This is a genomic window from Streptomyces polygonati (assembly GCF_042650325.1).
GTDB lineage: Bacteria > Actinomycetota > Actinomycetes > Streptomycetales > Streptomycetaceae > Actinacidiphila > Actinacidiphila polygonati.
In genome coordinates this window covers 344,725-367,285 of the sequence record NZ_JBHSBB010000013.1, presented here as the reverse complement: position 1 = coordinate 367,285, position 22,561 = coordinate 344,725, and the positions used below count along the sequence as shown (strand labels likewise).

At 68.0% G+C, this 22,561-nt stretch carries 19 protein-coding genes; 9 read left to right on the top strand and 10 right to left on the bottom strand.

Going from position 1 to position 22,561, the window contains the following annotated elements; translation table 11 throughout:
• A complete protein-coding gene (locus ACFO3J_RS19820) occupies positions 1-2,721 on the bottom strand; it encodes a penicillin acylase family protein (protein WP_386430793.1) in 2,721 nt (906 codons plus the stop codon).
• A 169-nt stretch (positions 2,722-2,890) separates the two neighbouring features.
• On the opposite strand from ACFO3J_RS19820, the gene ACFO3J_RS19815 reads away from it, so the two are divergent.
• The 3 genes from ACFO3J_RS19815 (at position 2,891) to ACFO3J_RS19805 (ending at position 5,862) form a co-directional block, all read left to right on the top strand.
• Positions 2,891-4,417: a potassium/proton antiporter gene (locus ACFO3J_RS19815; RefSeq protein WP_386431041.1), complete on the top strand. Its 1,527-nt coding sequence runs from the start codon at positions 2,891-2,893 to the stop codon at positions 4,415-4,417.
• Between the two features lie 137 nt (positions 4,418-4,554).
• A complete protein-coding gene (locus ACFO3J_RS19810) occupies positions 4,555-4,899 on the top strand; it encodes an FmdB family zinc ribbon protein (RefSeq protein WP_386430792.1) in 345 nt (114 codons plus the stop codon).
• Positions 4,900-5,004: 105 nt separating this feature from the next.
• Positions 5,005-5,862, top strand: coding sequence for an S-methyl-5'-thioadenosine phosphorylase (locus tag ACFO3J_RS19805; protein WP_386430791.1), 858 nt, complete (start codon positions 5,005-5,007; stop codon positions 5,860-5,862).
• Positions 5,863-6,958: 1,096 nt separating this feature from the next.
• Here ACFO3J_RS19805 and ACFO3J_RS19800 read toward each other — a convergent pair.
• Positions 6,959-7,138 carry a hypothetical protein gene (locus ACFO3J_RS19800; RefSeq protein WP_386430790.1) on the bottom strand — a complete coding sequence of 60 codons (180 nt, stop codon included), beginning with the start codon at positions 7,136-7,138 and terminating at the stop codon, positions 6,959-6,961.
• Between the two features lie 206 nt (positions 7,139-7,344).
• Between ACFO3J_RS19800 and ACFO3J_RS19795 the strand changes: the two genes are divergently transcribed.
• Positions 7,345-8,514 (top strand): PLP-dependent cysteine synthase family protein, encoded by a 1,170-nt coding sequence (locus tag ACFO3J_RS19795; protein ID WP_386430789.1) that lies wholly within the window; start codon positions 7,345-7,347, stop codon positions 8,512-8,514.
• Positions 8,515-8,575: 61 nt separating this feature from the next.
• Positions 8,576-9,787, top strand: coding sequence for a low temperature requirement protein A (locus ACFO3J_RS19790; RefSeq protein ID WP_386430788.1), 1,212 nt, complete (start codon positions 8,576-8,578; stop codon positions 9,785-9,787).
• A gap of 24 nt (positions 9,788-9,811) precedes the next feature.
• Here the strand turns inward: ACFO3J_RS19790 and ACFO3J_RS19785 are convergent, their stop codons facing one another.
• Together ACFO3J_RS19785 and ACFO3J_RS19780 are read right to left on the bottom strand one after the other, a co-directional pair.
• Positions 9,812-10,561, bottom strand: a complete 750-nt coding sequence (locus tag ACFO3J_RS19785; RefSeq protein ID WP_386430787.1) for a VIT1/CCC1 transporter family protein — start codon at positions 10,559-10,561, stop codon at positions 9,812-9,814.
• A gap of 136 nt (positions 10,562-10,697) precedes the next feature.
• On the bottom strand, positions 10,698-11,693 hold the full coding sequence (locus ACFO3J_RS19780; RefSeq protein ID WP_386430786.1) for a sigma-70 family RNA polymerase sigma factor: 996 nt from the start codon (positions 11,691-11,693) through the stop codon (positions 10,698-10,700).
• Between the two features lie 192 nt (positions 11,694-11,885).
• Here ACFO3J_RS19780 and ACFO3J_RS19775 point away from each other — a divergent pair, with 192 nt between their 5' ends.
• The 3 genes from ACFO3J_RS19775 to ACFO3J_RS19765 all read left to right on the top strand — a co-directional run bounded on the left by ACFO3J_RS19775 (position 11,886) and on the right by ACFO3J_RS19765 (position 13,972).
• Positions 11,886-12,410, top strand: coding sequence for a GNAT family N-acetyltransferase (locus tag ACFO3J_RS19775; protein ID WP_386430785.1), 525 nt, complete (start codon positions 11,886-11,888; stop codon positions 12,408-12,410).
• Positions 12,411-12,531: 121 nt separating this feature from the next.
• On the top strand, positions 12,532-13,317 hold the full coding sequence (locus ACFO3J_RS19770) for a dioxygenase family protein (RefSeq protein ID WP_386430784.1): 786 nt from the start codon (positions 12,532-12,534) through the stop codon (positions 13,315-13,317).
• 19 nt (positions 13,318-13,336) lie between these two features.
• A complete protein-coding gene (locus tag ACFO3J_RS19765) occupies positions 13,337-13,972 on the top strand; it encodes a hypothetical protein (RefSeq protein ID WP_386430783.1) in 636 nt (211 codons plus the stop codon).
• Between the two features lie 204 nt (positions 13,973-14,176).
• Here the strand turns inward: ACFO3J_RS19765 and ACFO3J_RS19760 are convergent, their stop codons facing one another.
• Entirely contained in the window at positions 14,177-15,682 is a 1,506-nt protein-coding gene (locus ACFO3J_RS19760; RefSeq protein WP_386430782.1) for an MFS transporter, read from the bottom strand.
• Positions 15,683-16,042: 360 nt separating this feature from the next.
• Entirely contained in the window at positions 16,043-16,699 is a 657-nt protein-coding gene (locus ACFO3J_RS19755; RefSeq protein WP_386430781.1) for a TetR/AcrR family transcriptional regulator, read from the bottom strand.
• 180 nt (positions 16,700-16,879) lie between these two features.
• Between ACFO3J_RS19755 and ACFO3J_RS19750 the strand changes: the two genes are divergently transcribed.
• On the top strand, positions 16,880-17,365 hold the full coding sequence (locus ACFO3J_RS19750) for a MarR family winged helix-turn-helix transcriptional regulator (protein ID WP_386430780.1): 486 nt from the start codon (positions 16,880-16,882) through the stop codon (positions 17,363-17,365).
• Positions 17,366-17,404: 39 nt separating this feature from the next.
• Here the strand turns inward: ACFO3J_RS19750 and ACFO3J_RS19745 are convergent, their stop codons facing one another.
• The 4 genes from ACFO3J_RS19745 to ACFO3J_RS19730 form a co-directional block, all read right to left on the bottom strand.
• Positions 17,405-18,235: an ABC transporter ATP-binding protein gene (locus tag ACFO3J_RS19745; protein WP_386430779.1), complete on the bottom strand. Its 831-nt coding sequence runs from the start codon at positions 18,233-18,235 to the stop codon at positions 17,405-17,407.
• Between the two features lie 65 nt (positions 18,236-18,300).
• The gene (locus ACFO3J_RS19740; RefSeq protein WP_386430778.1) at positions 18,301-19,845 is read right to left on the bottom strand and encodes an MFS transporter; all 1,545 of its coding nucleotides are present in this window, start codon (positions 19,843-19,845) and stop codon (positions 18,301-18,303) included.
• A gap of 881 nt (positions 19,846-20,726) precedes the next feature.
• On the bottom strand, positions 20,727-21,341 hold the full coding sequence (locus tag ACFO3J_RS19735; protein ID WP_386430777.1) for an FMN reductase: 615 nt from the start codon (positions 21,339-21,341) through the stop codon (positions 20,727-20,729).
• Entirely contained in the window at positions 21,338-22,444 is a 1,107-nt protein-coding gene (locus ACFO3J_RS19730) for an LLM class flavin-dependent oxidoreductase (protein ID WP_386430776.1), read from the bottom strand. Before ACFO3J_RS19730 ends, ACFO3J_RS19735 begins: the two co-directional genes overlap by 4 nt.
• Between the last annotated feature and the right edge of the window lie 117 nt (positions 22,445-22,561).

Here is a 22,561-nt window from a genome sequence, read left to right as displayed (position 1 = left end):
CTAACGGGTGAGCACCATCTTCGCCTTCGCCGCCTTGTCGACCGCGCCCTCGGAGAAGTACCAGGGCAGCAGTTCCCCGGCGGCCCATTTGTCGGTCTGGTCCGTGTAGTGGGCGTCGTAGGCGTGTCCTGAGGCGCCGGTGAGATTGATCCATCGGGACTTGTCGAAGTCCTGGAGGTTGACGATCATCCGCATCGACGGCACCCAGTCGACGTCGTACCCGCCGGCGGCGTTCCAACCAGTGGCGTCGACGGCCGCCTCACCGCCGCCGAGCTGCCAGGGGCCGCGGTTGAACACCCACTTGACGACGCCGGGGCCATCGGTGCCGAGGGTCTGGTTCTTCAGCTCCAGTTTGTGGAGCCGCCCCCAACTCCAGGTGTCTATGTCCTTGCCGAGCTTGGCGGTCAGCTCGTAGCGGGCGTCCTTCATGGCCTGCGCGAGAAGCTGATCGCGGCTGCTGTGGTGGGAAGGGTCGGGGTCGGAGCTGAAGAAGGCCGTCGTCGACATCGTCCACCAAGGGCTCTTGGGGTCCTTGAGGATGTCGCTGACCACCTCGAACCACCGATCACCGCCGTCCGGCTGCGCTTCGGCGGGATCGCGCTCTCCGCACTCCTCGACGGTGGGACTCTTGCCGTCCAGATTGTCGATCGGGCCGGTCTGCCCGACGGGCAGCACCCTCAGGCACTGGCCTTTGGGACGGAGCTCCTTGGGCAGCTTGTTGCCGAACGCCAACTTGAGGACATTGCGCCACACCGCGTTGAAGTACGCGGCTGCCGCCGAGTCGGAGTCCTGGTTGTAGTCCCATCCGTCGAGCAGTTGTTGTGCCTGACGGACGTAACCGCCCTTGTCATTCTTTATGTCGATGTTCTGAAGGTATGGGACGAGGGTCCGGGCGATCTCGCTGCTGTCGTCGTTCTGCATCGACTGCATGTCGTCCATGGAGATCTTCCCGCCCTCCTTGATCTTGGACTCGATCAAGTTGTTGATCCGCTGGCTGCGGGTGCCGTAGTCCCAGTCCTCGGTCAGAAGATAGGGATACTTCTTCTGGTCGATGACGGCCTGGTTGGCGGTGACGATGTAGCCGCGCTTCGGGTTGAGCTCCCACGGCATCGACTGCTGCGGGATGTAGTCGCCGGTCCACGTGTAGTGCGAGTCCCAGCCGGGCTCGGGGTATGTACCGTCGTCGCCCTTCTGCCGGATGGGGATCTGGCCGGGGGCCTGGTAGCCGATGTTTCCCTTGGTGTCGGCGTAGATCAGGTTCTGCGACGGTACGGCGAAGTCCTGGGCAGCCGCTTGGAAGGACTTGAAGTTCGTTGCCTTGTCCAGTTCGAAGACGGCCTCCATCGTCTTCGAAGGAGTGAGCGCCGTCCACTTCAGGGCGACCGCGTAGCCGCTGTTCACCCCGCCCGGCGGATCATTGACCGGCGCTGTTTGCCCGACCTTGCTGAGTTCGTCGCTGCGGTCGGAGATGATCGGACCGTCGTCCTTGGTCTCTCGGACGGTGATCGTACGATCACTCCCGCCCGCGACCTTGATCGTCTCCTTGCGCGTCGTGAAGGGCACCTGCTTGCCGTCGTACAAATACGTGTTGGCGGTGACCTTCTCCAGGTACAGGTCGGTGACGTCGGCGCCGAGATTTGTCATGCCCCAGGCGATGTTCTGGTTGTGTCCGATAACGACACCCGGCATGCCGGAGAAGGTGTAGCCGGCGACGTCGAAGGGGCAGGCCGCACTGACCGTACGGCAGTGCAATCCCATCTGGTACCAGACGGACGGCACCTGCGGGGCCAAGTGCGGGTCGTTGGCGAGCAGCGGCTTGCCCGTCGTCGTGTACGCCCCGGACACCACCCACGAGTTGGAGCCGATACCGCTGCCGCTCGGCCCGAGCAGCGTCGGCATCTGGTCGATGATCTGACTGATCCCGGCAAGCTGGGAGTCCACCGTGCTGTTCAGGTCCTGCGGTTGACCGGGAGCCGCGGGTTTGTAATCTCCGGTGGTCGGATCGACCGAACCCGCGTCGACGATCGGAAGATTACGGTCATAGGGATACGCCGGGTACAGCTGCTTGATCTGCGCCTGGCTGAGGCGGCTGGTCATCAGGGCGCGGTCGATCTCGTCCTGCATGTTGCCGCGCAGATCCCAGGCCATCGCCTTGAGCCAGGCGACCGAGTCGATCGGGGACCACGGCTGCGGCTTGTAGTTGTTGCTGAGCGACAGCGCGGCGTACTCCAGCGAGATCGCCGCGCCGCTGTGGTCCTTCAGGTACTCGTTGACACCGTCGGTGTATGCCTGCAGGTACGCCTTGGTGGTGGAGTCAAGGGTCTTGTCCCACTCTTGCTGCGCGACGCCCTGCCAGTTGAGGGTACGCAGGAAGGCGTCGGTCTCGACCTGGCTCTTGCCGAACATCTCCGACAGCCGGCCGGAGGTGAGGTGGCGGCGGACATCCATCTCGTAGAAGCGGTCCTGGGCCTGCACATAGCCCTGGGCCCGGAAGAGGTCCTCAGAGGTGTCGGCGTAGATCTGCGGGATGCCATTGGCGTCGCGCTTGACGTCGACCGGCGCCGACAGGCCCTTGAGCTGCAGCGAACCCGTGGTCTGCGGGAAGGAGGCCCGTACGGTGCTGACGCTCCAGTACGACCCGTATCCGATACCCGCCACCAGCAGCAACGCGATCGCGATCACGATGAGGCGTACGCGGCGGGATTTCTTCCGTGCGGGCATCGCTGTCCTTCGAGGGGGCAGGGCGGAACGGTGATCAATGCTCGTTGTGCAAGGGCAACCATAGGCGCACGACCTGAGACTCCAGGACGCGGCATGTGGGTGACGGGCCGGTGGACGAGGAATAGTCAAGGGCAAGTAAAATGTTAGGTAAGGCAACGAAGTTGAAAGGATCAGGCCCCTGACTGTCCACCACCTCAACGAGATCCTCTTGATCGGCGCCGCGGTGCTCCTGGTCGCGGTGGTGGCCGTGCGCCTCGCCTCGCGCAGCGGCCTGCCGACCCTGCTCATCTACCTCGGCATCGGCGTCGCGATCGGGCAGGACGGCCTCTTCGGCTTCACCTTCGACGACGTGCAGCTCACCCAGGTGCTCGGCTATGCCGCCCTCGTGGTGATCCTCGCCGAGGGCGGACTCGGGACGAAGTGGCACGAGATCAAGCCCGTGCTGCCGGCCGCCTCGGTGCTGTCCACCTTCGGGCTGCTGATGAGCGTCTTCATCACCGCCGGCGCCGGGCACTACCTGGTGGGGCTCGGGTGGCGGCAGGCGCTGATCATCGGCGCGGTGGTGTCGTCCACGGACGCGGCCGCCGTGTTCTCCGTGCTGCGAAACGTTTCGCTGCCCAAGCGGGTGACCGGCGTACTGGAGGCCGAATCGGGATTCAACGACGCTCCCGTGGTGATCTTGGTGGCCGCGTTCTCGACCGCCAGGCCGGTCGAGCACTGGTACACGCTGCTCGGTGAGATCGCGCTGGAGCTGGCCATCGGGGCGGCCATCGGCATCGCCGTCGGCTGGATCGGCGCCTATGGGCTCAAGCGTGTCGCGCTGCCCGCCTCGGGCCTCTATCCGATCGCCGTCATGGCCATCGCCGTCGCCGCCTACGCGGCGGGCGCCATGGTGCACGGCTCAGGCTTCCTGGCCGTTTACATCGCGTCCCTGGTGCTGGGCAATGCCAAACTCCCGCACCGACCGGCCACGCGGGGCTTCGCCGAGGGACTCGGGTGGATCGCGCAGATCGGTCTGTTCGTACTACTGGGTCTGCTGGTCACACCGCATGAACTGGGTGACGACATCCTTCCCGCCATCATCATCGGACTTTTCCTCACCCTGGTCGCACGGCCGGCATCAGTGGTGGCGAGCCTGGTGCCGTTCCGTGTGCCCTGGCGGGAGCAGGCCCTGCTGTCCTGGGCGGGACTGCGGGGCGCAGTGCCGATCGTGCTCGCGACGATTCCCGTGGTGGCGGGAGTCCCCGACAGTAAGCGCATCTTCAATATTGTCTTCGTACTGGTGATCATCTACACCCTGGTGCAGGGGCCGACGCTGCCGTGGGTGGCGAGGTCGCTCAAACTGGCCGACGGCGACGAAACGGACGCGGACGACCTCGGCATCGAGTCGGCACCCCTGGAACGCCTGCAAGGCCACCTGCTCTCGGTGGCCATCCCGAAGGGCTCGCGTATGCACGGGGTGGAGGTCAACGAATTGCGGCTTCCCTCGGGGGCCGGTGTCACCCTGGTGGTCCGCGGCGGCACCAGTTTCGTACCGCTGCCGACGACGGTCCTTCGCCATGGCGACGAACTGCTCGTCGTAACAACGGACCCTGTACGTGACGCGGCCGAGGCCCGGCTGCGGGCGGTCGGGCGTGGCGGCAAGCTCGCCGGGTGGCTGGCGGAGCCGGAGGGCCGACACGCTCGCACCGACTGACACCCGCGGGACCTTCACCTCGGGCCGCCGATGGTGTGAGGAGTCACCGTTCGCAGGTCGTGGTGGACTGACGGCCGGAAATACTGCACTATTGAGCGTCGTTAGCACTCAATGAGTGAGAGTGCCAGGAGGAGCAAGTGCCGACGTACCAGTACCAGTGCACCGAGTGCGGCGAGGCCCTCGAGGCGGTGCAGAAGTTCACTGATGACGCACTGACCGAGTGCCCCAACTGCGCCGGTCGCCTGCGCAAGGTCTTCTCTGCGGTGGGCGTGGTCTTCAAGGGATCGGGTTTCTACCGGACCGACAGCCGCGGTTCATCCACGAGCACCGCGCCCGCGGTCAAGAGCAGCGCCGCCTCGGAGAGCAAGTCCTCCGACAGCGGCAGTTCGTCGTCGGGCGGCTCCTCGTCGACCGGTTCGCCGTCGAGCGGTTCCGGGTCGTCCGCGGCCTCCCCGTCGTCAAGCAGCACATCGGCGGCCTGAAACCCCGCTTCGCTACTCGCCCGGGGAGCCGAAGCACTTACGAACCTCCGCCGTGTCCACGGTGGGGGTTCGTAGTCGTTCCGTCTCCCCGTTAAGGTGGCCGTCATGGCGCAGAGCAATGGTGGGACGCAGACGCGGGCCGAGATCGGTGTCATCGGCGGGTCTGGGTTCTATTCTTTTCTCGATGATGTGATGGAAGTCACGGTCGATACCCCATATGGCGCGCCCAGCGACTCGCTCTTCATCGGTGAGGTCTCCGGGCGCCAGGTGGCCTTCCTGCCACGCCACGGGCGCAAACACCACTTGCCGCCTCACAAGATCAATTACCGGGCCAATCTGTGGGCACTTGCCTCTGTCGGCGCCCGACAGGTGCTCGGCCCCTGTGCCGTCGGCGGCCTGCGGGCGGAGCACGGGCCCGGCACCCTGCTCGTACCGGACCAGCTGGTGGACCGCACGAAATCGCGCGCCCAGTCGTACTTCGACGGCGAGGCGCGCTCCGATGGTCAAGTGCCGAATGTCGTCCATGTGACGTTCGCCGACCCGTACTGCCCTGTGGGGCGCCATGCAGCCGTCGCCACGGCACGAGCCGACGACTGGGAAGCCGTGGACGGCGGCACACTCGTCGTGGTCGAAGGCCCGCGCTTCTCCACACGGGCCGAGTCGCTGTGGCACGCGGCCCAGGGGTGGTCGGTCGTGGGGATGACCGGTCACCCCGAGGCCGTCCTCGCCCGCGAATTGGGGCTCTGCTACACATCGCTGGCGCTGGTCACGGATCTGGACGCGGGCGCGGACACCGGCGAAGGCGTCTCCCACGAGGAGGTCCTGGAAGTCTTCGCGGCGAATGTGGGCAGGATGCGCGATGTCCTTTTCGACGTCGTCCGCGCGCTGCCGGACAACCGTGAGCGGGATTGTCTCTGCATGAATCCGCTGGGCGGCCAGGAGCCGGGCATCGCGCTGCCCTAGCGGCGCTCCGGTTTGTGCCCTTGGATCCGGCAGGACCGCTTCGCATTCCCCTGGAAGCCGATAACCAACCGCCCGCCCACTCGTAGGAGTGGGCGGGTTTTCCACAACTGCCTGGTTATCCACAGGGCTTCCGCGCGACCTCAGCGGAATGCGCGATGGTGGGTGCGTCGACCGATCAGCGGTCCGACTCCCCTCCACCTCAGGCGGTGCTTCATCGTGTTTTCGACTCCCGTTCGGTCTGCCCTCCCAGTAATGGCGCCCTCGCCGGAGGCCGCCGCCGCATCCGGTGCGCCCGGAGTACCGGAGCCCTACACACCGCCCAGATGTGCGGTGCCCGTTTTCCCGCCCATCCATGCGGGCGGCGGTGGCAGACGCCTGCTGCGCCGAGCGGTACGGCGCAGGCGCAAACCTCTCGCCGTTTGCCTCGTCGTGACCGCGGCCGCGCTCGCCGCATCCGGAGCCCACGGCGCCGCACCGCGGCCATTGCCGGCCGCACCCAGGCCGACGCCAGCGCTGTCCCACCCGGCGCCTCACGAAGCTCTCGTACGTGCCCCGGTGCGGATCGCCGATGCCGCCGTAGCAGCGCTTCTGCATCCTGGCGACCGAGTGGATGTCCTGGCCGGCGCCCGAGTCGTGGCAGCTCGCGTCACTGTGGTCGCGGTGCCGGACATCGCCGACAAGGCGACGACCACCGCTGGGGCACCGGATGGCACGGGGCCGGGTGGGGCGCTCATTGTCCTCGCCGTGCGGCGCTCTACCGCGGCCGCTCTCTCCGGGGCTGCCACGTCGTCACCCTTGGCGGTGACATTGTGCTGAATGACCTGCTGGCGGAAGGCACTCGGTGGCCCCGAACGCCTGCTGCCCCGGACAGCGAGACCCGGCACTCGTTCGCCCAGCCACCGGGCGAGCGGTATACCGGAGATCGCGGAGCCCGTCGACGCTGTGTCCACCGGTCTGACGAACCCCGTGACCAACGGGACAGGAAATCCCCTCTCCGGCGCATCCGGTACGAAGGGCCCCACTGGGTATTCGACGTGTCGGTGACCGGCAACACCACGGGCACGACGTCCCGGACCCGGCAGGAGGCCGAGCGGCTTCAGAGATGGTGGGGCGGCTTCTCGTTGAGGAAGCGTGCGAAGTCGTCTTCCGCGCCGCCGGAGAAAGAATCGCCCCAGCCGCCGTCCGTGTCGTCGGGAGCGGGGCGGTCGAGCGGGTCGTCGAAGATCAGTTGCCCGGAGCCGGCGGCTCCGGAAGGGGAAGCGGCTGCGGCGGCCAACGGCACTGCACCTCCCGGTGCGCCCTCTCCGGGCGGCGTGCCTTCTCCGGGCCCGGTAACAGGTGGGAACTCGGAGTCGGGGGCAGCTCTCATGTCTCCAGCCTACGGTGGTCCCGGCTTGCCCGGAGGTCCGTCCCTGCCCAAGCAGGTGTACGGAGATACCCCAAGTGTCCGTTTGAGGCAATCGGCCGGATATACATCGTCCCATGAGGACACCCGAGCTGACCCCGCCCCCCAGCACCCCGCCAGGAGCCGCTCAGGAACTGGACATCGACCGAAGCGACCCCGCGTACCGTCGCTGGTTGAGCGAGGCTGTGGGGAAGGTCCATGCCGACGCGAACAGGTCGGCCGATACCCATTTGCTGTCAGTTCCGCTCCCGGCGGGCTGGGGCGTCGACCTCTATCTGAAGGACGAGTCGACGCATCCGACGGGCTCGCTCAAGCACCGCTTGGCCCGGTCTTTGTTCCTGTACGCCCTGTGCAACGGTTGGATCCGCCCGGGCCGCCCGGTGATCGAGGCGTCCAGCGGGTCTACGGCCGTTTCGGAGGCGTACTTCGCCCGGCTGATCGGTGTCCCCTTTGTGGCCGTGATGGCACGTGGGACGGTGCACACCAAGGTGGAGCTGATCGAGTTCCAGGGCGGCCGCTGCCATCTGGTGGACGACGCGCGGCAGGTGTACGAGACCGCCGCCAGGCTGGCCCGGGAGACGGGCGGCCACTACATGGACCAGTTCACGTACGCGGAGCGGGCGACGGACTGGCGGGGCAACAACAACATCGCGGAGTCGATCTTCCGCCAGATGTCCGCAGAACGGTACCCGGTTCCGTCATGGATCGTCGCGACAGCGGGGACGGGGGGCACTTCCGCGACCCTGGCCCGCTACGTTCGGTACGCGCAGGCGACAACGGGGATCTGCGTCGCCGATCCGGAGAATTCGGCCTTCTTCCCGGGGTGGCGGGACAGCGACCCGGGGGCGACAACGGACACCGGATCGAGGATCGAGGGCATCGGCCGGCAGCGGGTGGAGCCGAGCTTCGTGCCGGGAGCCGTCGACCGGATGATGCGGGTCCCGGACGCGGCCTCGATCGCGTGCGTCCGCGCGCTGGAAGATCTCCTGGGGCGCCGGGCGGGCGCCTCCACCGGGACGGGTCTGTGGGCGGCGTTCCGGATCATCTCCGAGATGGTCGACCGCGGTGAACGCGGGAGCGTGGTGGGCCTGTTGTGCGATCCGGGCGAGCGCTACGTCGAGAAGTACTACTCGGACGCCTGGCTGGCCGCACAGGGTATCGACATCAGGCCCTATCTGGAACGCGTCGAGGTCTTCTTGACCAAGGGCACGCTCGGCCAGGCATCCGGGCAGGTCCGGGGCGCCTGAGACGCCGCCGATTCGCGCGTTGGGGTGCGCGCGGCGCCGACTCTGCCGCATGGTGTGCTGCATGAGTGATCCCACCTTGTCGGGCGATTCGGCGTCCGCGACGAATCCCGTGTCCCGGACCGGTGGCGCGCTGCAGCGGATGACGGCGCGCAGTCGGACCGAGGAGCATCGGGCGTCCACGCCGCTGGAGTTGTTCTTCGACCTGTGCTTCGTGGTCGCGGTGGCACAGGCAGGTGGACGGCTGGTCCACGCGGTGACAGACGGGCGCGCGGGACATGGTGTGCTCGGCTACCTGCTTGTCTTCTTCGCCATCTGGTGGGCCTGGATGAATTTCTCCTGGTTCGCCTCGGCGTACGACACCGACGATGTGGCGTACCGCGTGACGACCCTGGTGCAGATCGTGGGAGTGCTGGTGCTCGCGGCTGGCGTACCGCGGGCGTTCGACGACGGCGACTTCCAGTTGACGGCCATCGGCTACGCGGTGATGCGGCTGGCGCTGGTGACGCAGTGGCTGCGGGCGGCCCGTACCGAGCAGGGCGCGGTGCGGGCGACGGCGTTGCGGTACGCGGCGGGGGTGACTGTCTGCCAGGTCGGGTGGATGGCGTTGCTCCTCCCGCACGGCGCTCCGCCGGTGTGGGCGTTCGCGCTTCTCGCTGTCGCCGAGATGTCGGTGCCTCCGCTGGCGGAACGGACGGCGCCCACGGCATGGCATCCGCACCACATCGCCGAACGGTACGGGCTGTTCACGATCATCGTGCTGGGTGAGTCGGTGTCGGCGGCGACTGTGGCCATTCAGTCCGCCGTCGATGAGCACCAGACCTTGTCGGCGCTCATTCCCATCGCGATCGGTGGATTGTTGATCGTATTCGCGGCCTGGTGGATCTACTTCGCGGTGCCCATCCATGACCATCTGGCCTCGAACAGGCAGGCGTTCTTGTGGGGCTACGGTCACTTCGCCGTGCTCGGGACGGCAGCCGTCATCGGGGCCGGACTGGAGATCACAGTCGACCAGGCGGTCGGTACCGCTGACTTGTCGACGCGAGCCGCGGCCGCCTGGGTGACGGTTCCGACGGGCGTGTTTCTCTTCACGGTCTGGCTGCTGCATTCGCGGCATTACAAGCGCGGTCCGGCGCAGCAGCTGACGTTGCCGGTGGCGGCGTTGGCAGTGGGGTTGTGCGCGTTCACCGGTTCGCATGCGGTGCTGTGGGCGGGGCTTGTGTGTGCCGTGACCGTGGCGACCAGCGTGGCTCTGCAGGTGCGCGCCACGGAGTGACCATCCCGACCCGGGAGAGCGGAGTCAGACGCCGCTGGCGCCGAGGAGGGCACCGACGGCGTACGTCACCGCCATGGCGATGGCGCCGCCGGCCGCGTTGCGAATGATGGCCGGGCGGGCGGGCGCGCCACCCAGGCGGGCGCTTCCCCAGCCGCAGCCGGTGAGCGCTACCAGTACGGAGACGACGGTGACCGGCAGTCGCCATGCGTGCGGCGGCAGCACGATGGCCAGCAGGGGCAGTAGCGCGCCCGCGGTGAAGGAGATGAAGCTGGCCCAGGCGGCGTGCCACGGGTTGGCGAGTTCGTAGGGGTCGATACCGAGTTCGACGCGGGCGTGGGCGGCGAGGGCGTCACGGGCGGTGAGCTGTTCGGCGACTTCGCGGGCGAGTTCTTGGCTGATGCCCTGGTTCTGGAGGAGACCGGCCAGCTCATCGAGTTCGGCCTGCGGGGTGGTGGCGAGTTCGTCGCGTTCCAGGGCGAGGGCGGCTTGTTCCGAGTCTCGCTGGGTGCTGACGGAGACGTACTCGCCGGCCGCCATGGACAAGGAGCCAGCCAGCAGTCCGGCGAGCCCGGCTGTGAGAAGGACCGAGCGCGAGTCGGTGGCGCCTGCGACGCCGACGACGAGGCCGGCGGTCGAGACGACGCCGTCGTTGGCGCCGAGGACGCCGGCCCGCAGCCAGTTCAGCCGGGTGCCCAGGCCGTTGTGGTGCGGCTCCTGCGCGTGCTGGCCGGTGGGGTCCGCACCGCTGTCGGCGGAGTCGTCGCTGATGGGCATAGGAGGCAGGGTCTCATCCCGCTGGGAGTCCGCGTACAGGACACAAGCCGGACCCCGGCGCGGGGGGGGGATGCACCGGGGTCCGGGTCTGTGGGGGCGGCTTCCCGGTGGGGAGGCCGCCGGTTGGGGGTGCGGGTCAGGCCGCTTCGTAGTCCAGGCCGGTCGCTCGCGCCATGCGCTTGAGGTCGGCGAGGGCGTGCTTCTCGATCTGGCGGATCCGTTCACGCGTGAGGCCGTGTTCCTTGCCGACCTCGGTGAGAGTGCGTTCACGCCCGTCCACGATGCCGTAACGGGCACGGATGATGGAGGCGGTGCGGTCGTCGAGCCGGTCGATGAGGCCGTCGAGTTCCTCACGGCGCAGCATGACCAGGACGGAGTCCTCCGGGGACGGCGCGGCGCCGTCTTCCACGAGGTCGCCGAATTCGGTCTCGCCCTCGGCGTCCACGGACATGTTCAGGGACACGGGGTCACGGGCCCAGTCGAGGACGTCGATCACACGCTCCGGGGTGGAGCCGAGTTCGGCTGCGACCTCGGCGGGCTCGGCGTCACGGCCGTTCTCGCGGTTGAATTCGCGCTGCACCCGCCGGATGCGGCCGAGCTCCTCGACGAGGTGGACGGGCAGCCGGATGGTGCGCGACTGATCGGCGATGGACCGGGTGATGGCCTGGCGGATCCACCAGGTCGCGTAGGTGGAGAACTTGAATCCCTTGGCGTAGTCGAACTTCTCCACGGCGCGGACCAGGCCCGCGTTGCCCTCCTGGATCAGGTCGAGCAGGGGAAGGCCGCTGCGCGGGTAGCGGCGGGCGACGGCCACGACGAGGCGGAGATTGGACCGGATGAAGACATCCTTGGCCCGTTCTCCCGCGTCGACAAGCGCCTGGAGTTCCTCGCGCTCGGCGTCGCCGCCCGCTTTCGCGGGAAGGTCGGTGTCGCTTGCGAGTATGCGTTCGGCGTAGACGCCCGCTTCGATGTCCCGGGACAGCTCGACCTCCCTGGCGGCGTCGAGCAGCGGGGTGCGCGCGATCTCGTCCAGGTACATGCCGACGAGGTCGCGGTCGGCGACTTCCCCGCCTGCGGCGCGAACGCTGCTGGTCCCGCCTGCGTTACGACGGGCGACGGCACGGGTTGCCATGCGAGCTCCCTTACGAAGGTGCGGTCGGTCTCGGTGGGACAGGGCCGCTGCTCGGGCTTCCACCTGTGCGGCTCATGCCTTGCGGTTGCCCCGTCCGATCTGGATAACGACTGGAATCCGGACACAATTCCCATGTCGTGACCTATTTTTTATGATCATGCAGTACCCTGTCCGGCCACATAGAGAGGTCATATGATGTCGGATCGCGTGAATGTGCAGGTCAGCCCTGGCAAAGAGGATGATCTGACCGAGCTCACCAATATCTACAACCACTACGTCCGTGAGACGGCCGTCACCTTCGACGTCACCCCGATGGCCCCTGACGCGCGACGCCCTTGGTTGCTCTCCCACCCGGAAGACGGCCCTCACCGTCTTTTGGTTGCCCGGGCCCCCGGCCCTTCGGGGCGGATGCTCGGCTATGCCACGAGCAGCCCGTTCCGGCCGCGGGCGGCGTACGCCACTTCAGTGGAGACGAGCGTGTATCTCTCGCCTGACGCAACGGGCGGCGGGGTCGGCACATTCCTCTACAAGCAGCTTTTCGAAGCGCTCGCAGGTGAGGACGTGCATCGCGCGTATGCGGGGGTCACCCTTCCCAATGAGGCGTCCGTGCGTATTCATCGCCGTTTCGGATTCCGGCAGGTGGGCGTGTTCGAGGAGGTCGGGCGGAAGTTCGGGATCTATCACGATGTGGCGTGGTTCGAGAAGCGACTGGGGTGAGAAGCGCGCGCGAGCGCGGAGCCGCGGAGGTGGGTGCGGAGACGGAAGACAGTCTTGCTTGAAGGTTCAAGCAATCGACGCTACGGTCCTACCGTACGTTTGAAACTTCAAGGAGGGCGCGATGACCACCGCAGCTCCCGAGCGCATGCCCGCGCTCTATCTCTCGCACGGCGCGCCCCCGCTCGCCGATGATCCGGTGTGGCCGGGCGAGCTGGCCGCCTGGGCGGCCGATCTGCCCCGGCCCAGGGCGATCCTGATGGTGTCGGCGCACTGGGAGGAAGCTCCACTGGCGATCGGAGCGACGGCGACCGTCCCCCTCGTGTACGACTTCTGGGGCTTCCCCGAGCACTACTACCAGGTGACCTACCCGGCGCCCTGCGCTCCGGCGCTCGCCGAGGACGTCCGCAAGCTTCTGCGCAGCGCCGGGCATCCCGTACAGGACGTACCCGACCGCGGGTGGGACCACGGGGCGTATGTGCCGCTGGTGGAGATGTTCCCCGGCGCTGACATCCCGGTGCTGCAGCTGTCGATGCCCACCTTGAGACCGGAGAAGCTGCTGGAGGTCGGGCGGCGGCTGGCGCCGCTGCGCGATGAAGGGGTGCTGATCGTCGGCAGCGGATTCTTCACCCACAACCTGGCCGCTCTGCGGCATGCCGGCAACCGCCCGCCGAGCTGGTCGGCGGAGTTCGACGACTGGGGGAACCGGGCTCTGGACGCCCAGGACATCGACGCTCTGCTGGACTTCGAGCACACCGCGCCCGCCGGGCGGCTGGCCCACCCGCGCACCGAGCACTTCGCGCCCCTGTTCGTTACGCTCGGCGCCGCCGAGTCCGAACTCGGCAGTCAGCGCAGCATCATCGACGGCTTCTGGATGGGCCTGGCGAAACGTTCCATCCAGTTCGGCTGAACAGGGAGAATCCCACCTCATGCTCCTCGCGCCCATGCAGAAGCGACGCATCGCAATCGGTGCGGCCGTCCTGTCCGGAGCCCTTGCCCTGGCCGCATGCGGCTCAGGTTCGGGTGGCAAGGACGCCACCGGCCCGGCCGCCACGCCCACCGCCGCCGGCAAGTCCGCCACCTCTCCCGCCTCCCTCTCCTGGCCGGCGCCCGCGGACGCGTCCGCCCGGGTGAAGGCGGCCGGGCTGCCGATGCTGGGCCAGGAGGGACAGGTGCTGCACATCCACAGCCACCTGGACGTGTTCGTGGACGGCAGGGCCGTGACGGTGCCGGCCGAGATCGGCATCGACCTCGTCAAGCAGCAGATCAGCCCGCTGCACACCCATGACACATCGGGCGTCGTGCACATCGAGTCGCCGGTGCAGGCCGACTTCACACTCGGCGAGTTCATGACCGAGTGGAACGTACCGATCAGCAAGGGCGCCCTCGGCCCGCTGAAGACCGGTGGTGGCAAAGAGCTGCGGTTGTACGTCAACGGCAAGGAGCAGACCGGCGACCCGGCCGCGCTGAAGCTCGCCGCGCACGAGGAGATAGCCGTGGTCTACGGCGCTCCGGGCGACGGCGTGAAAGTGCCGAGTTCGTACGACTGGCCGGAAGGGCTGTAGATCGGTCCGTCGTACGGCCCACTTGTTCTTATATGCGCCCATATACGCCGACCGTCGCCTCCATACGACGCGGGCCGGTCATCCTCGGGCCCGGATCGTACGACAAACGGCAGGCCCCACTCCTCCAGGTGATTCCGGAGGGGTGAGGCCTGCCGTGTTGTGTCACATACGGTCATACCGTCGTATCGGCCGACCGGGAGATCGTCAGTGCGCGATGACCGGTATGGCGAAGTCCTCGATGGACTCGTCGCCGTCGACACGCTCCGCGTGGTTCTGAACCTCGGCGTTGACCAGGAAGAACGCCAGCAGCGCGGCGATCGCCAGGATGCCGGTGGCCCAGTAGATCGCGACGGAGTAGCCGTGCACGTTCGACTCGTTGATCAGGAGCTGCGACTTCGCCCCGCCGGCGCCGGCGCGGTCCTTGATCCAGGAGGCGGTGGCGCTGGCCGCGAGGGTGTTCAGCAGGGCGGTACCGATGGAACCGCCGACCTGCTGTGAGGTGTTGACCATCGCCGACGCGACACCCGCGTCCTCGGGACGCACCCCGTGCGTGGACAGGCTCATCGCGGGCATGAACGCGGTGCCCATACCGAGACCCATCAGGATCAGGCCCGGCAGCAGCACCTCGGCGTAGCTGGAGTCGACCTTGATCTGGGCCAGGATGCCCATGCCGACCGCGGCGACCAGGAAGCCCGGCGCCATCAGCAGCCGCGGACGGACCCGCAGCATGAGACGGGTGCCGATCTGCGTGGAGCCGACGATCATGCCGCCGACCATCGGCAGGAAGGCGACGCCCGACTTCAGCGCCGAGTAGCCCATGACCGTCTGCAGGTAATAGGTCAGGAACAGGAACAGGCCGAACATGCCGATGATGGCCAGGCCCAGCGAGAGGTAGACGCCGCCTCGGTTGCGGTCCGTGATGACGCGCAGCGGCAGCAGCGGTGCCTTGACCTTGCTCTCGACCAGCGCGAAGGCCGCGAGCAGGACGACGGAGGCGATCAACAGGCTGATCGTCCAGGTGGACGCCCAGCCGTCGGACTCGGCGCGGCTGAAGCCGTAGACGAGGGAGACGAGACCGCCGCTGGCGAGTACGACGCCGGGGATGTCGAGGCGGCTGTGGTTACGGCCCTGGGCGGGTTCGTTGACGAACTTGACCGCGCCGATGACGGCGGCGATCGCGAAGGCGATGTTCACGAACAGCGCCCAGCGCCAGTTCAGGTACTGGGTGAGGACACCGCCGAGGATGAGGCCGACGGCCGCGCCGGCGCCGGCGATGGCACCGTAGACACCGAACGCCTTGGCGCGCTCCTTGGCGTCGGTGAACATCACGGCGATCAGCGACAGCGCGGCGGGCGCGAGCAGCGCGCCGAACAGGCCCTGCAGGGCGCGGGCGCCGAGCAGCATGGCCGTGTTGACGGCGGCGCCGCCCAGGGCGGAGGCCGCGGCGAAGCCGAGCAGGCCGACGATGAAGGTGTTCTTGCGTCCCCACAGGTCGGAGACTCGGCCGCCGAAGAGCAGGAGGCCGCCGAAGGTCAGGGTGTAGGCAGTGACGACCCACTGGCGGTTGCCGTCGGAGATGCCGAGGTCGGCCTGGGCGGACGGCAGTGCGATGTTCACCACGGTGGCGTCGAGTACGACCATCAGCTGGGCGAGCGCGATGAATATGAGCGCCGTCCAGCGCTTTGGATCGGGCTGGAGCGTTTCAGGCATGGCTGGTCTCACTAAAGAAGTTGCGGAGTGACAGGACGTGGGGACGTTTGTCAGCGGTCCCGGCCGTGACCGCGGTCCTGGATCGGTGTCCTGGACCAGGCGTCAGGCCTTCGGGAGGGACGAGCGGTCTTCGTTGACGTCGGTCGTTCTCGGTGGAGCTCGGCGAATCCCGGTGGAACACCGTGATTCTGGGTCGATCATTACCGCTTCGGGTTACGGCTGGGGGCTGGGGCGGTAAGGACTCCGGTGTCCTCGGTCGGGCCTGGTGACTCCCCCGGTCGGTGGACTCCACCGGCTTCACCAGCCCGGCACATGCGACGAACCCGCTAACGCTATAACCCGACTCGTGTGACTTGCGAACTATTTATGGCAGCTTTGCAGCTCCTCCAGGGTCGCCGAGGTCCCCACGAGCTCCGAGCGCGCCGGAGCGCGCAGCCCGTCGAGGAAGAGTTGAAGGTGCCGCTGGGCGAAGCGGTCGAAGCCGAGGCAACCGGTGCCCGGCAGCGGCCGGGTGAGCTGCGTCAGTGCGACCATCAGATCACCGACGGCCACGTCGCCGCGCAACTGACCCGCGTTCCGGGCCCGTTCCATGACCGCGGTGACCGAGCGGTCCAGGCGCCCGACCGCCGCCGCGACCTCCGGATCCCGGCGGTCGAAGGCCTCGGAGAGCATGGGGCACAGGGCGCCGATCCGCTCCTCCGCCGCTTCGAAGACGAATCTGCACAGCGCCGAGAAGGCGTCGGCTTCCTCCACGAGGGCGTCCTCCGCGCACTGGGCGGCACGGGCCATCACGGAGAGGGTGACCTGGCGGATCAGTTCGGTGCGGTCGGCGAAGTGGCGGTAGATCGTCGCGTTGCCGAGACGGGCCCGGCGGGCCACCTCGTCCAGCGCCACGTCGGGGCCGAACTCGACGATCGCCTCACGGGCGGCGCTGACGATCCGCTCGCGGTTGCGGGTGGCGTCCGCGCGCAGCCGTACCGTGCGAGGCCTGACGACGGTGTCGGCGTCGGATGTCACGTCGGGCTCCTTTCGCGGTCGGTACGGGAGCGGTAGCGGGTACCGAAGCGGACAGCAACTCCCCACTTGCTCACTTGAGATCAAACGGGGAAGTTATCCCCGGATATTTCGCCAATCAGGTGTGAAGCACATCACATTATGTGACCGCGTTTTATTGAACCTTCAAGGAGTGCACGTACCATGAACGCCATGAGATGGCTGACCGAAGACGAGCGGGCGACCTGGCGAGCCTTTCTGCACGCCACGACGCTGCTGGGCGACCACCTCGACCGTCAGCTGCAGCGCGACGCGAGCATCCCTCATATGTACTACGCGCTGCTCAGCACACTTTCGGAGACCCCCGGCCGGCAGATGCGGATGACCGAACTCGCCGAGCAGACCAAGATCACCCGCTCCCGCCTGTCGCACGCCGTCGCGCGCCTCGAGGGCAACGGCTGGCTGCGCCGGGAGAACTGCCCGTCCGACCGCCGCGGACAGGTGTGCGTACTGACCGACGCGGGCTACGACGAGTTGGTGCGTACCGCTCCCGGGCATGTCACCGCGGTCCGGACCGCGATCTTCGACCGGCTCACCCCCGAACAGACCGCGTCACTCGGCGAGATCTCCCGGATCATCGCGGAGGGTCTGCACCAGCCGGAGGACGCGGACCTGCCCTGGATGCGGTGAGCGCTCGCCGGGACACGCCGGGCCGGGGATCCGCAGGCGTCAGCGGCGGCCGGAACGGGCCAGCCAGCGTCCTTCGTGCCGGCTGACCTCGATCGGCCGCCCGAAGCATTCCGTCATACGAACGCCGGTGAGGACGTCCGCCACCGGACCCGAGGTGAGCACTCTGCCCTCCTTGAGAAGCATGACGTGGCCGATCGCGGGTGACAGCTCTTCCAGGTGGTGGGTGACGGTGATGGTCGCCAGCTCCGTACGGGTGAGCGCCAGGCGGTGCATGGCGTCGATCAGATCTTCACGTGACGGCAGGTCGAGGGCGTTGAAGGGCTCGTCGAGCAGCAGGAGCGAAGGGTCGGCCATCAGTGCCCGCGCCACCAGGACGCGGGCGCGCTGGCCGCCGGAGCAGACACCGTAGGGACGCTCGGCGAGTTCCTTGATCTCCAGTTCCGCGAGCAGTGCGTGCGCCCGTTCCCGTACCTCGGAGTCATATTTTCTCCACAACGGCTGAACAGTGCCGGTGTGCCCGGTCAGTACGACCGTATGTGCGGTGGCGTCCTGCGGGACCTTCTGGGCGGAGGAGACCAGGCCGATATGGGCGCGCAACTCGCGCATGTCGACACGGCCGAGACGGTGGCCGAGCACCTCCACCGTTCCGGTGGTCGGGTGCATCAGCGCACCGATGAGCTTGAGCAAGGTGGTCTTGCCAGCGCCGTTCGCGCCGAGCAGCGCCCAGTGCTCGCCGGAACGCACCGTCCAGTCGATGTCGTCGAGGATGACCTGGCCGGTGGTGTAGCGCCGCACACTGACCGCGTCCAGGGCGGCGACCTCGTGCGGCGCGCCTTCCATGACACCCGCCTGTGTCCCGTTGACTGTCATGCAAAAACGTTAGCTGTATCCGCCAACTTCACATCCGCCGTTCCGCGATGTGGATGGCGCCTGTTTCACGGAGGCGCGGGGGCGGTCGGAGCGTTCGCGTTCGGGTCGCCGAGCAGGCTTCTCGGCACGCCGCGACGGTAGAGCAGCAGGGTGACGACGAAGCCGACGGCGAAGAAACCGGCGGACCACCAGTACGCGACCATGAAGCTGTGCAGCTGGGCCCGGTCGGCGAGTGTCGGGGAAGGCCGCTTGCCGACCACGAAGTGCGTCGCGGCGCTGGTGGCGAGGGTGTTGAGCAGCGAGGTGCCGATGGAGCCGCCGACCTGCTGCGAGGTGTTCACCATGGCCGAGGCCACGCCCGCGTCCCGCTCGGTGACGCCCGCCGTGGCGAGGTTCAGGCCGGTGGCGAAGATCATGCCCAGGCCCAGGCCGAGAACGAGGGTGGGCGGCAGGACGTGGGCGGCGTAGGTGCTGGTGCGGTCCAGTGTGGTCAGCCAGGCCATGGCGCCGGCGGACAGCAGCATGCCGGTCGGCACGATCGGCTTCGCGCCGACGCGGGGCACGAGCGAATTGGTGGTGACCACCGAGCCGGCCATGATGACCGCCACCATCGGCAGGAAGGCGAGGCCGGTCGTCACCGGTGAGTAGGACAGTGTGCGCTGAAGATAGAAGGTCAAGAAGAGAAACACACCGAAGATGCCGGCGCCCGAGATGAAAAGCGCAAGGTATGACGCCCCGCGATCACGGTCGGCCAGCACGCGCAGCGGCAGCAGGGGGTTGGGCGCGCGCCGCTGCCACCACACGAAGACGATGAGCAGTACGCCCCCGGCGACCAGGAAGCCCCAGGTGCTGGGCGCGCTCCAGCCGTGCCGCTGGGCGTCGGAGAAGCCGTAGACGATGCAGAACAGGCCGCCGGACACGAGGACCGTACCGGGGATGTCCAGATTCGGCCGGTTGACCGTTGATTCCGGGCTCAGCAACCGCAGGCCGCCGAAGAAGGCGATGGCCGCGAAGAGCAGATTGACGTACAGACACCAGCGCCAGTCGAGGTACTCGGTGAGCAGGCCGCCGAGAAGCAGGCCGACCGCGCCGCCACCGCCCGCGATCGCACCGTAGATGCCGAACGCCTTCGCCCGCTCCTTGGGCAGCGTGAACGTCGTCGTCAGCAGTGACAGCGCGGCCGGGGCGAGCAGCGCGCCGAACATTCCCTGTACGGCGCGGGCTGCCACCAATACCTCGAAGCTCGGCGCGCCGCCGCCGACGGCGGACGCCACCGCGAAGCCGATCAGGCCGATCAGAAATGCTCGCTTGCGGCCGATGAGGTCGGCCAGCCGGCCGCCGAACAGCAGCAGCGATCCGAAGGCCAGCGCGTAGGCGGTCACGATCCACTGCCGGTTGCCGTCGGAGAAGCCGAGAGCGCGCTGAGCCGACGGGAGAGCGATGTTCACGATGGTCGCGTCCAGTACGACCATCAGCTGAGCGAGGGAGACGACGCTCAGCACCCACCAGCGGTGGCTGGGGGCGTCCATGTCGGGGGCATGGTGGGACCTGTGCCGTCCGCTGCCACCCGGTCCCGGGGGCGGGGGGCTGTCATCGGTGCCACGAGGCATGTCCTGGGTCTCCTTACCGCGACAGCTCGTCCCGGTTTTACACGCTATGTGCGGCGTTGAGGGGCTGCCACGCGGGCGACGATGCGGCGCCTGCCGCGGAACATGACGCGGGGCCGGCCCCGGACTCGTGGTCCTGGACCGGCCCCGTGGGGGCGCGCGGCTCGCATCAGGTGTGCGGCGGCGCGGGCGCGCGGGCTGGTGGCCCGATTCGCGCCGAGGGGAAGGCGCCGAGGGGTCGCCCGTGCCCGGTCCCCGTACCGGGCACGGCCGCACCCCCTCCACGCATGGGTACGGGGGCGGTCGCTCTTCCGATGAACGGGAAATCAGCCGCGGCGGCCGTCGGACGACCGTCCCGGGCGGCGACGACGGTCCCGGAGCGGTCGGCCGAGCGTCGCTCGACACTGCGCACACGGCTGCCACGAACTGCGCCGGTGACGCCGGTGACGCCGGTGGGTCCGGCGAAGGCCAAGGCGCGGGCCGCGGTGCGCACTTCGCTGGCGAACACAGCGGCTACGGCCGCGACGACCAGCCGTAGAGCCCGCACCAACCAGGCGAGGGCGGCCGTGCCGGCCTTGTCGAGCAGCGGACGAGCGTTCACGCGGTGCGCCCTTCTCGGAACCTACCGCCGCAGGACCCGCGCTTGGCAGCGGGCGTGCGACACCGACAGAGCAATCACTAACCGTCCGCTCGATATGACTAACGTAGCGTCACTCGAATGGCGCGGTCCGATGAGCGCATCGGCGCGAGCTGGTGTACAGAGTGGGCTGACACTACGGCCATATCTACGGATTGTCGGTTCGGCGGTTGACTCCCTGGCCGACTGGAGTCAAGCAGACGCTGTGCGGGGTGATTACGCCGTAATCACCCCGCACAGCAGCCCGTCACTCCTCCGAGGACAGCGCCGCGAGTTGCTGAGCGAAGGGCACGACCGTCTCCTCGGCGGCCGACGCGTGCCCGAGGGGGCGGGCCTCGACCAGGGCCGCGAGTTCCGCCGCGGCCCGGTCGACACGGCTGTCGAGAGCGCTGTCCCCACCCGTGCCCCAGTCCTCCGAAGCCGCGTAGACGGCCGTCGGCATGACGATCGCCCGCAGATAGGCGAAGAGCGGCCGCATCGCGTGCTCGAGCATCAGCGAGTGGCGGGCGCTGCCACCGGTCGCCGCGATGAGGACGGGGGTGCCGGCCAGCGCCTCCTTGTCGATGACGTCGAAGAACGACTTGAAGAGTCCGTTGTAGGAGCCGGTGAAGACCGGGGTGACGGCGATCAGGCCGTCGGCGCCCGTCACCGCCTCGATGGCGTCGCGCAGCCGCGGGCCGGGGAACCCGGTGACCATGTTCTGCGCTATCTGGTTGGCCAGTTCCCGCAGTTCGATCACCCGTATGTCCAGGTCCTCCTGACGGACCTGCCGCCGGGTGGCCTCGGTCAGCCGGTCGGCGAGCAGCCGGGTCGAGGAAGGGAGACTGAGCCCGGCGGTGACCACCACGAGGTTCTTCGTCATGCCTGTGCCTCCTGCGGTTCGGTGACCTCCGCGTCGCGGCGCGCCACCAGTGCCTGGTGAGTGGGCCCTTCCGGTACGTCCGCCGGGCGGCCCTTGGCGAACTCCTCGCGCAGCACCGGCACGATCTCCTCGCCGAGGATGTCGAGCTGCTCAAGGACCGTCTTGAGCGGCAGACCGGCGTGGTCCATCAGGAAGAGCTGCCGCTGGTAGTCGCCGAACGTCTCCCGGAAGGTCAGCGTCTTGTCGATGACCTCCTGCGGGGAGCCGACGGTGAGCGGTGTCTGGTCGGTGAAGTCCTCGAGCGACGGACCGTGGCCGTAGACCGGGGCGTTGTCGAAGTACGGGCGGAACTCGCGCACGGCGTCCTGGGAGTTCTTCCGCACGAACACCTGCCCGCCGAGACCGACGATCGCCTGCTCGGGCGTGCCGTGGCCGTAGTAGGCGTAGCGCTCGCGGTAGAGGCCGACGAGGCGCTTGAAGTGCTCCTTCGGCCAGAAGATGTTGTTCGCGAAGAAGCCGTCGCCGTAGTAGGCGGCCTGCTCGGCTATCTCCGGGCTGCGGATGGAGCCGTGCCACACGAACGGAGGCACTCCGTCGAGCGGACGGGGTGTCGAGGTGAACGACTGCAGCGGGGTGCGGAACTTGCCTGCCCAGTTCACCGCGTCCTCGCGCCACAGCTTGTGCAGCAGCGCGTAGTTCTCGACGGCCAGCGGTATGCCCTCGCGGATGTCCTTGCCGAACCAGGGGTAGACCGGTCCGGTGTTGCCGCGTCCCATCATCAGGTCGACGCGGCCGTCAGCCAGGTGCTGGAGCATCGCGAAGTCCTCGGCGATCTTCACCGGGTCGTTCGTGGTGATGAGCGTGGTCGACGTGGAGAGGATCAGATGATCGGTCCGTGCGGCGATGTGGCCGAGCATGGTCGTGGGAGACGACGGTACGAAAGGCGGATTGTGGTGTTCGCCGGTCGCGAAGACGTCGAGGCCGACCTCTTCGGCCTTGAGCGCGATGGCGACCATCGACTTGATCCGCTCATGCTCGCTCGGGGTCCGCCCGGTAGTCGGGTCCATGGTCACGTCGCCGACCGTGAAGATACCGAACTGCATTTCTCCCACCGTCCCATTTGGTTGATTGTTCAACCACTCGAACCGCCCACCGCTCCGGACTATTCCCGCGACCCCGGCAGGGGCTTCCCACCACGGACCAGCCCCGCGTCCTCCCCC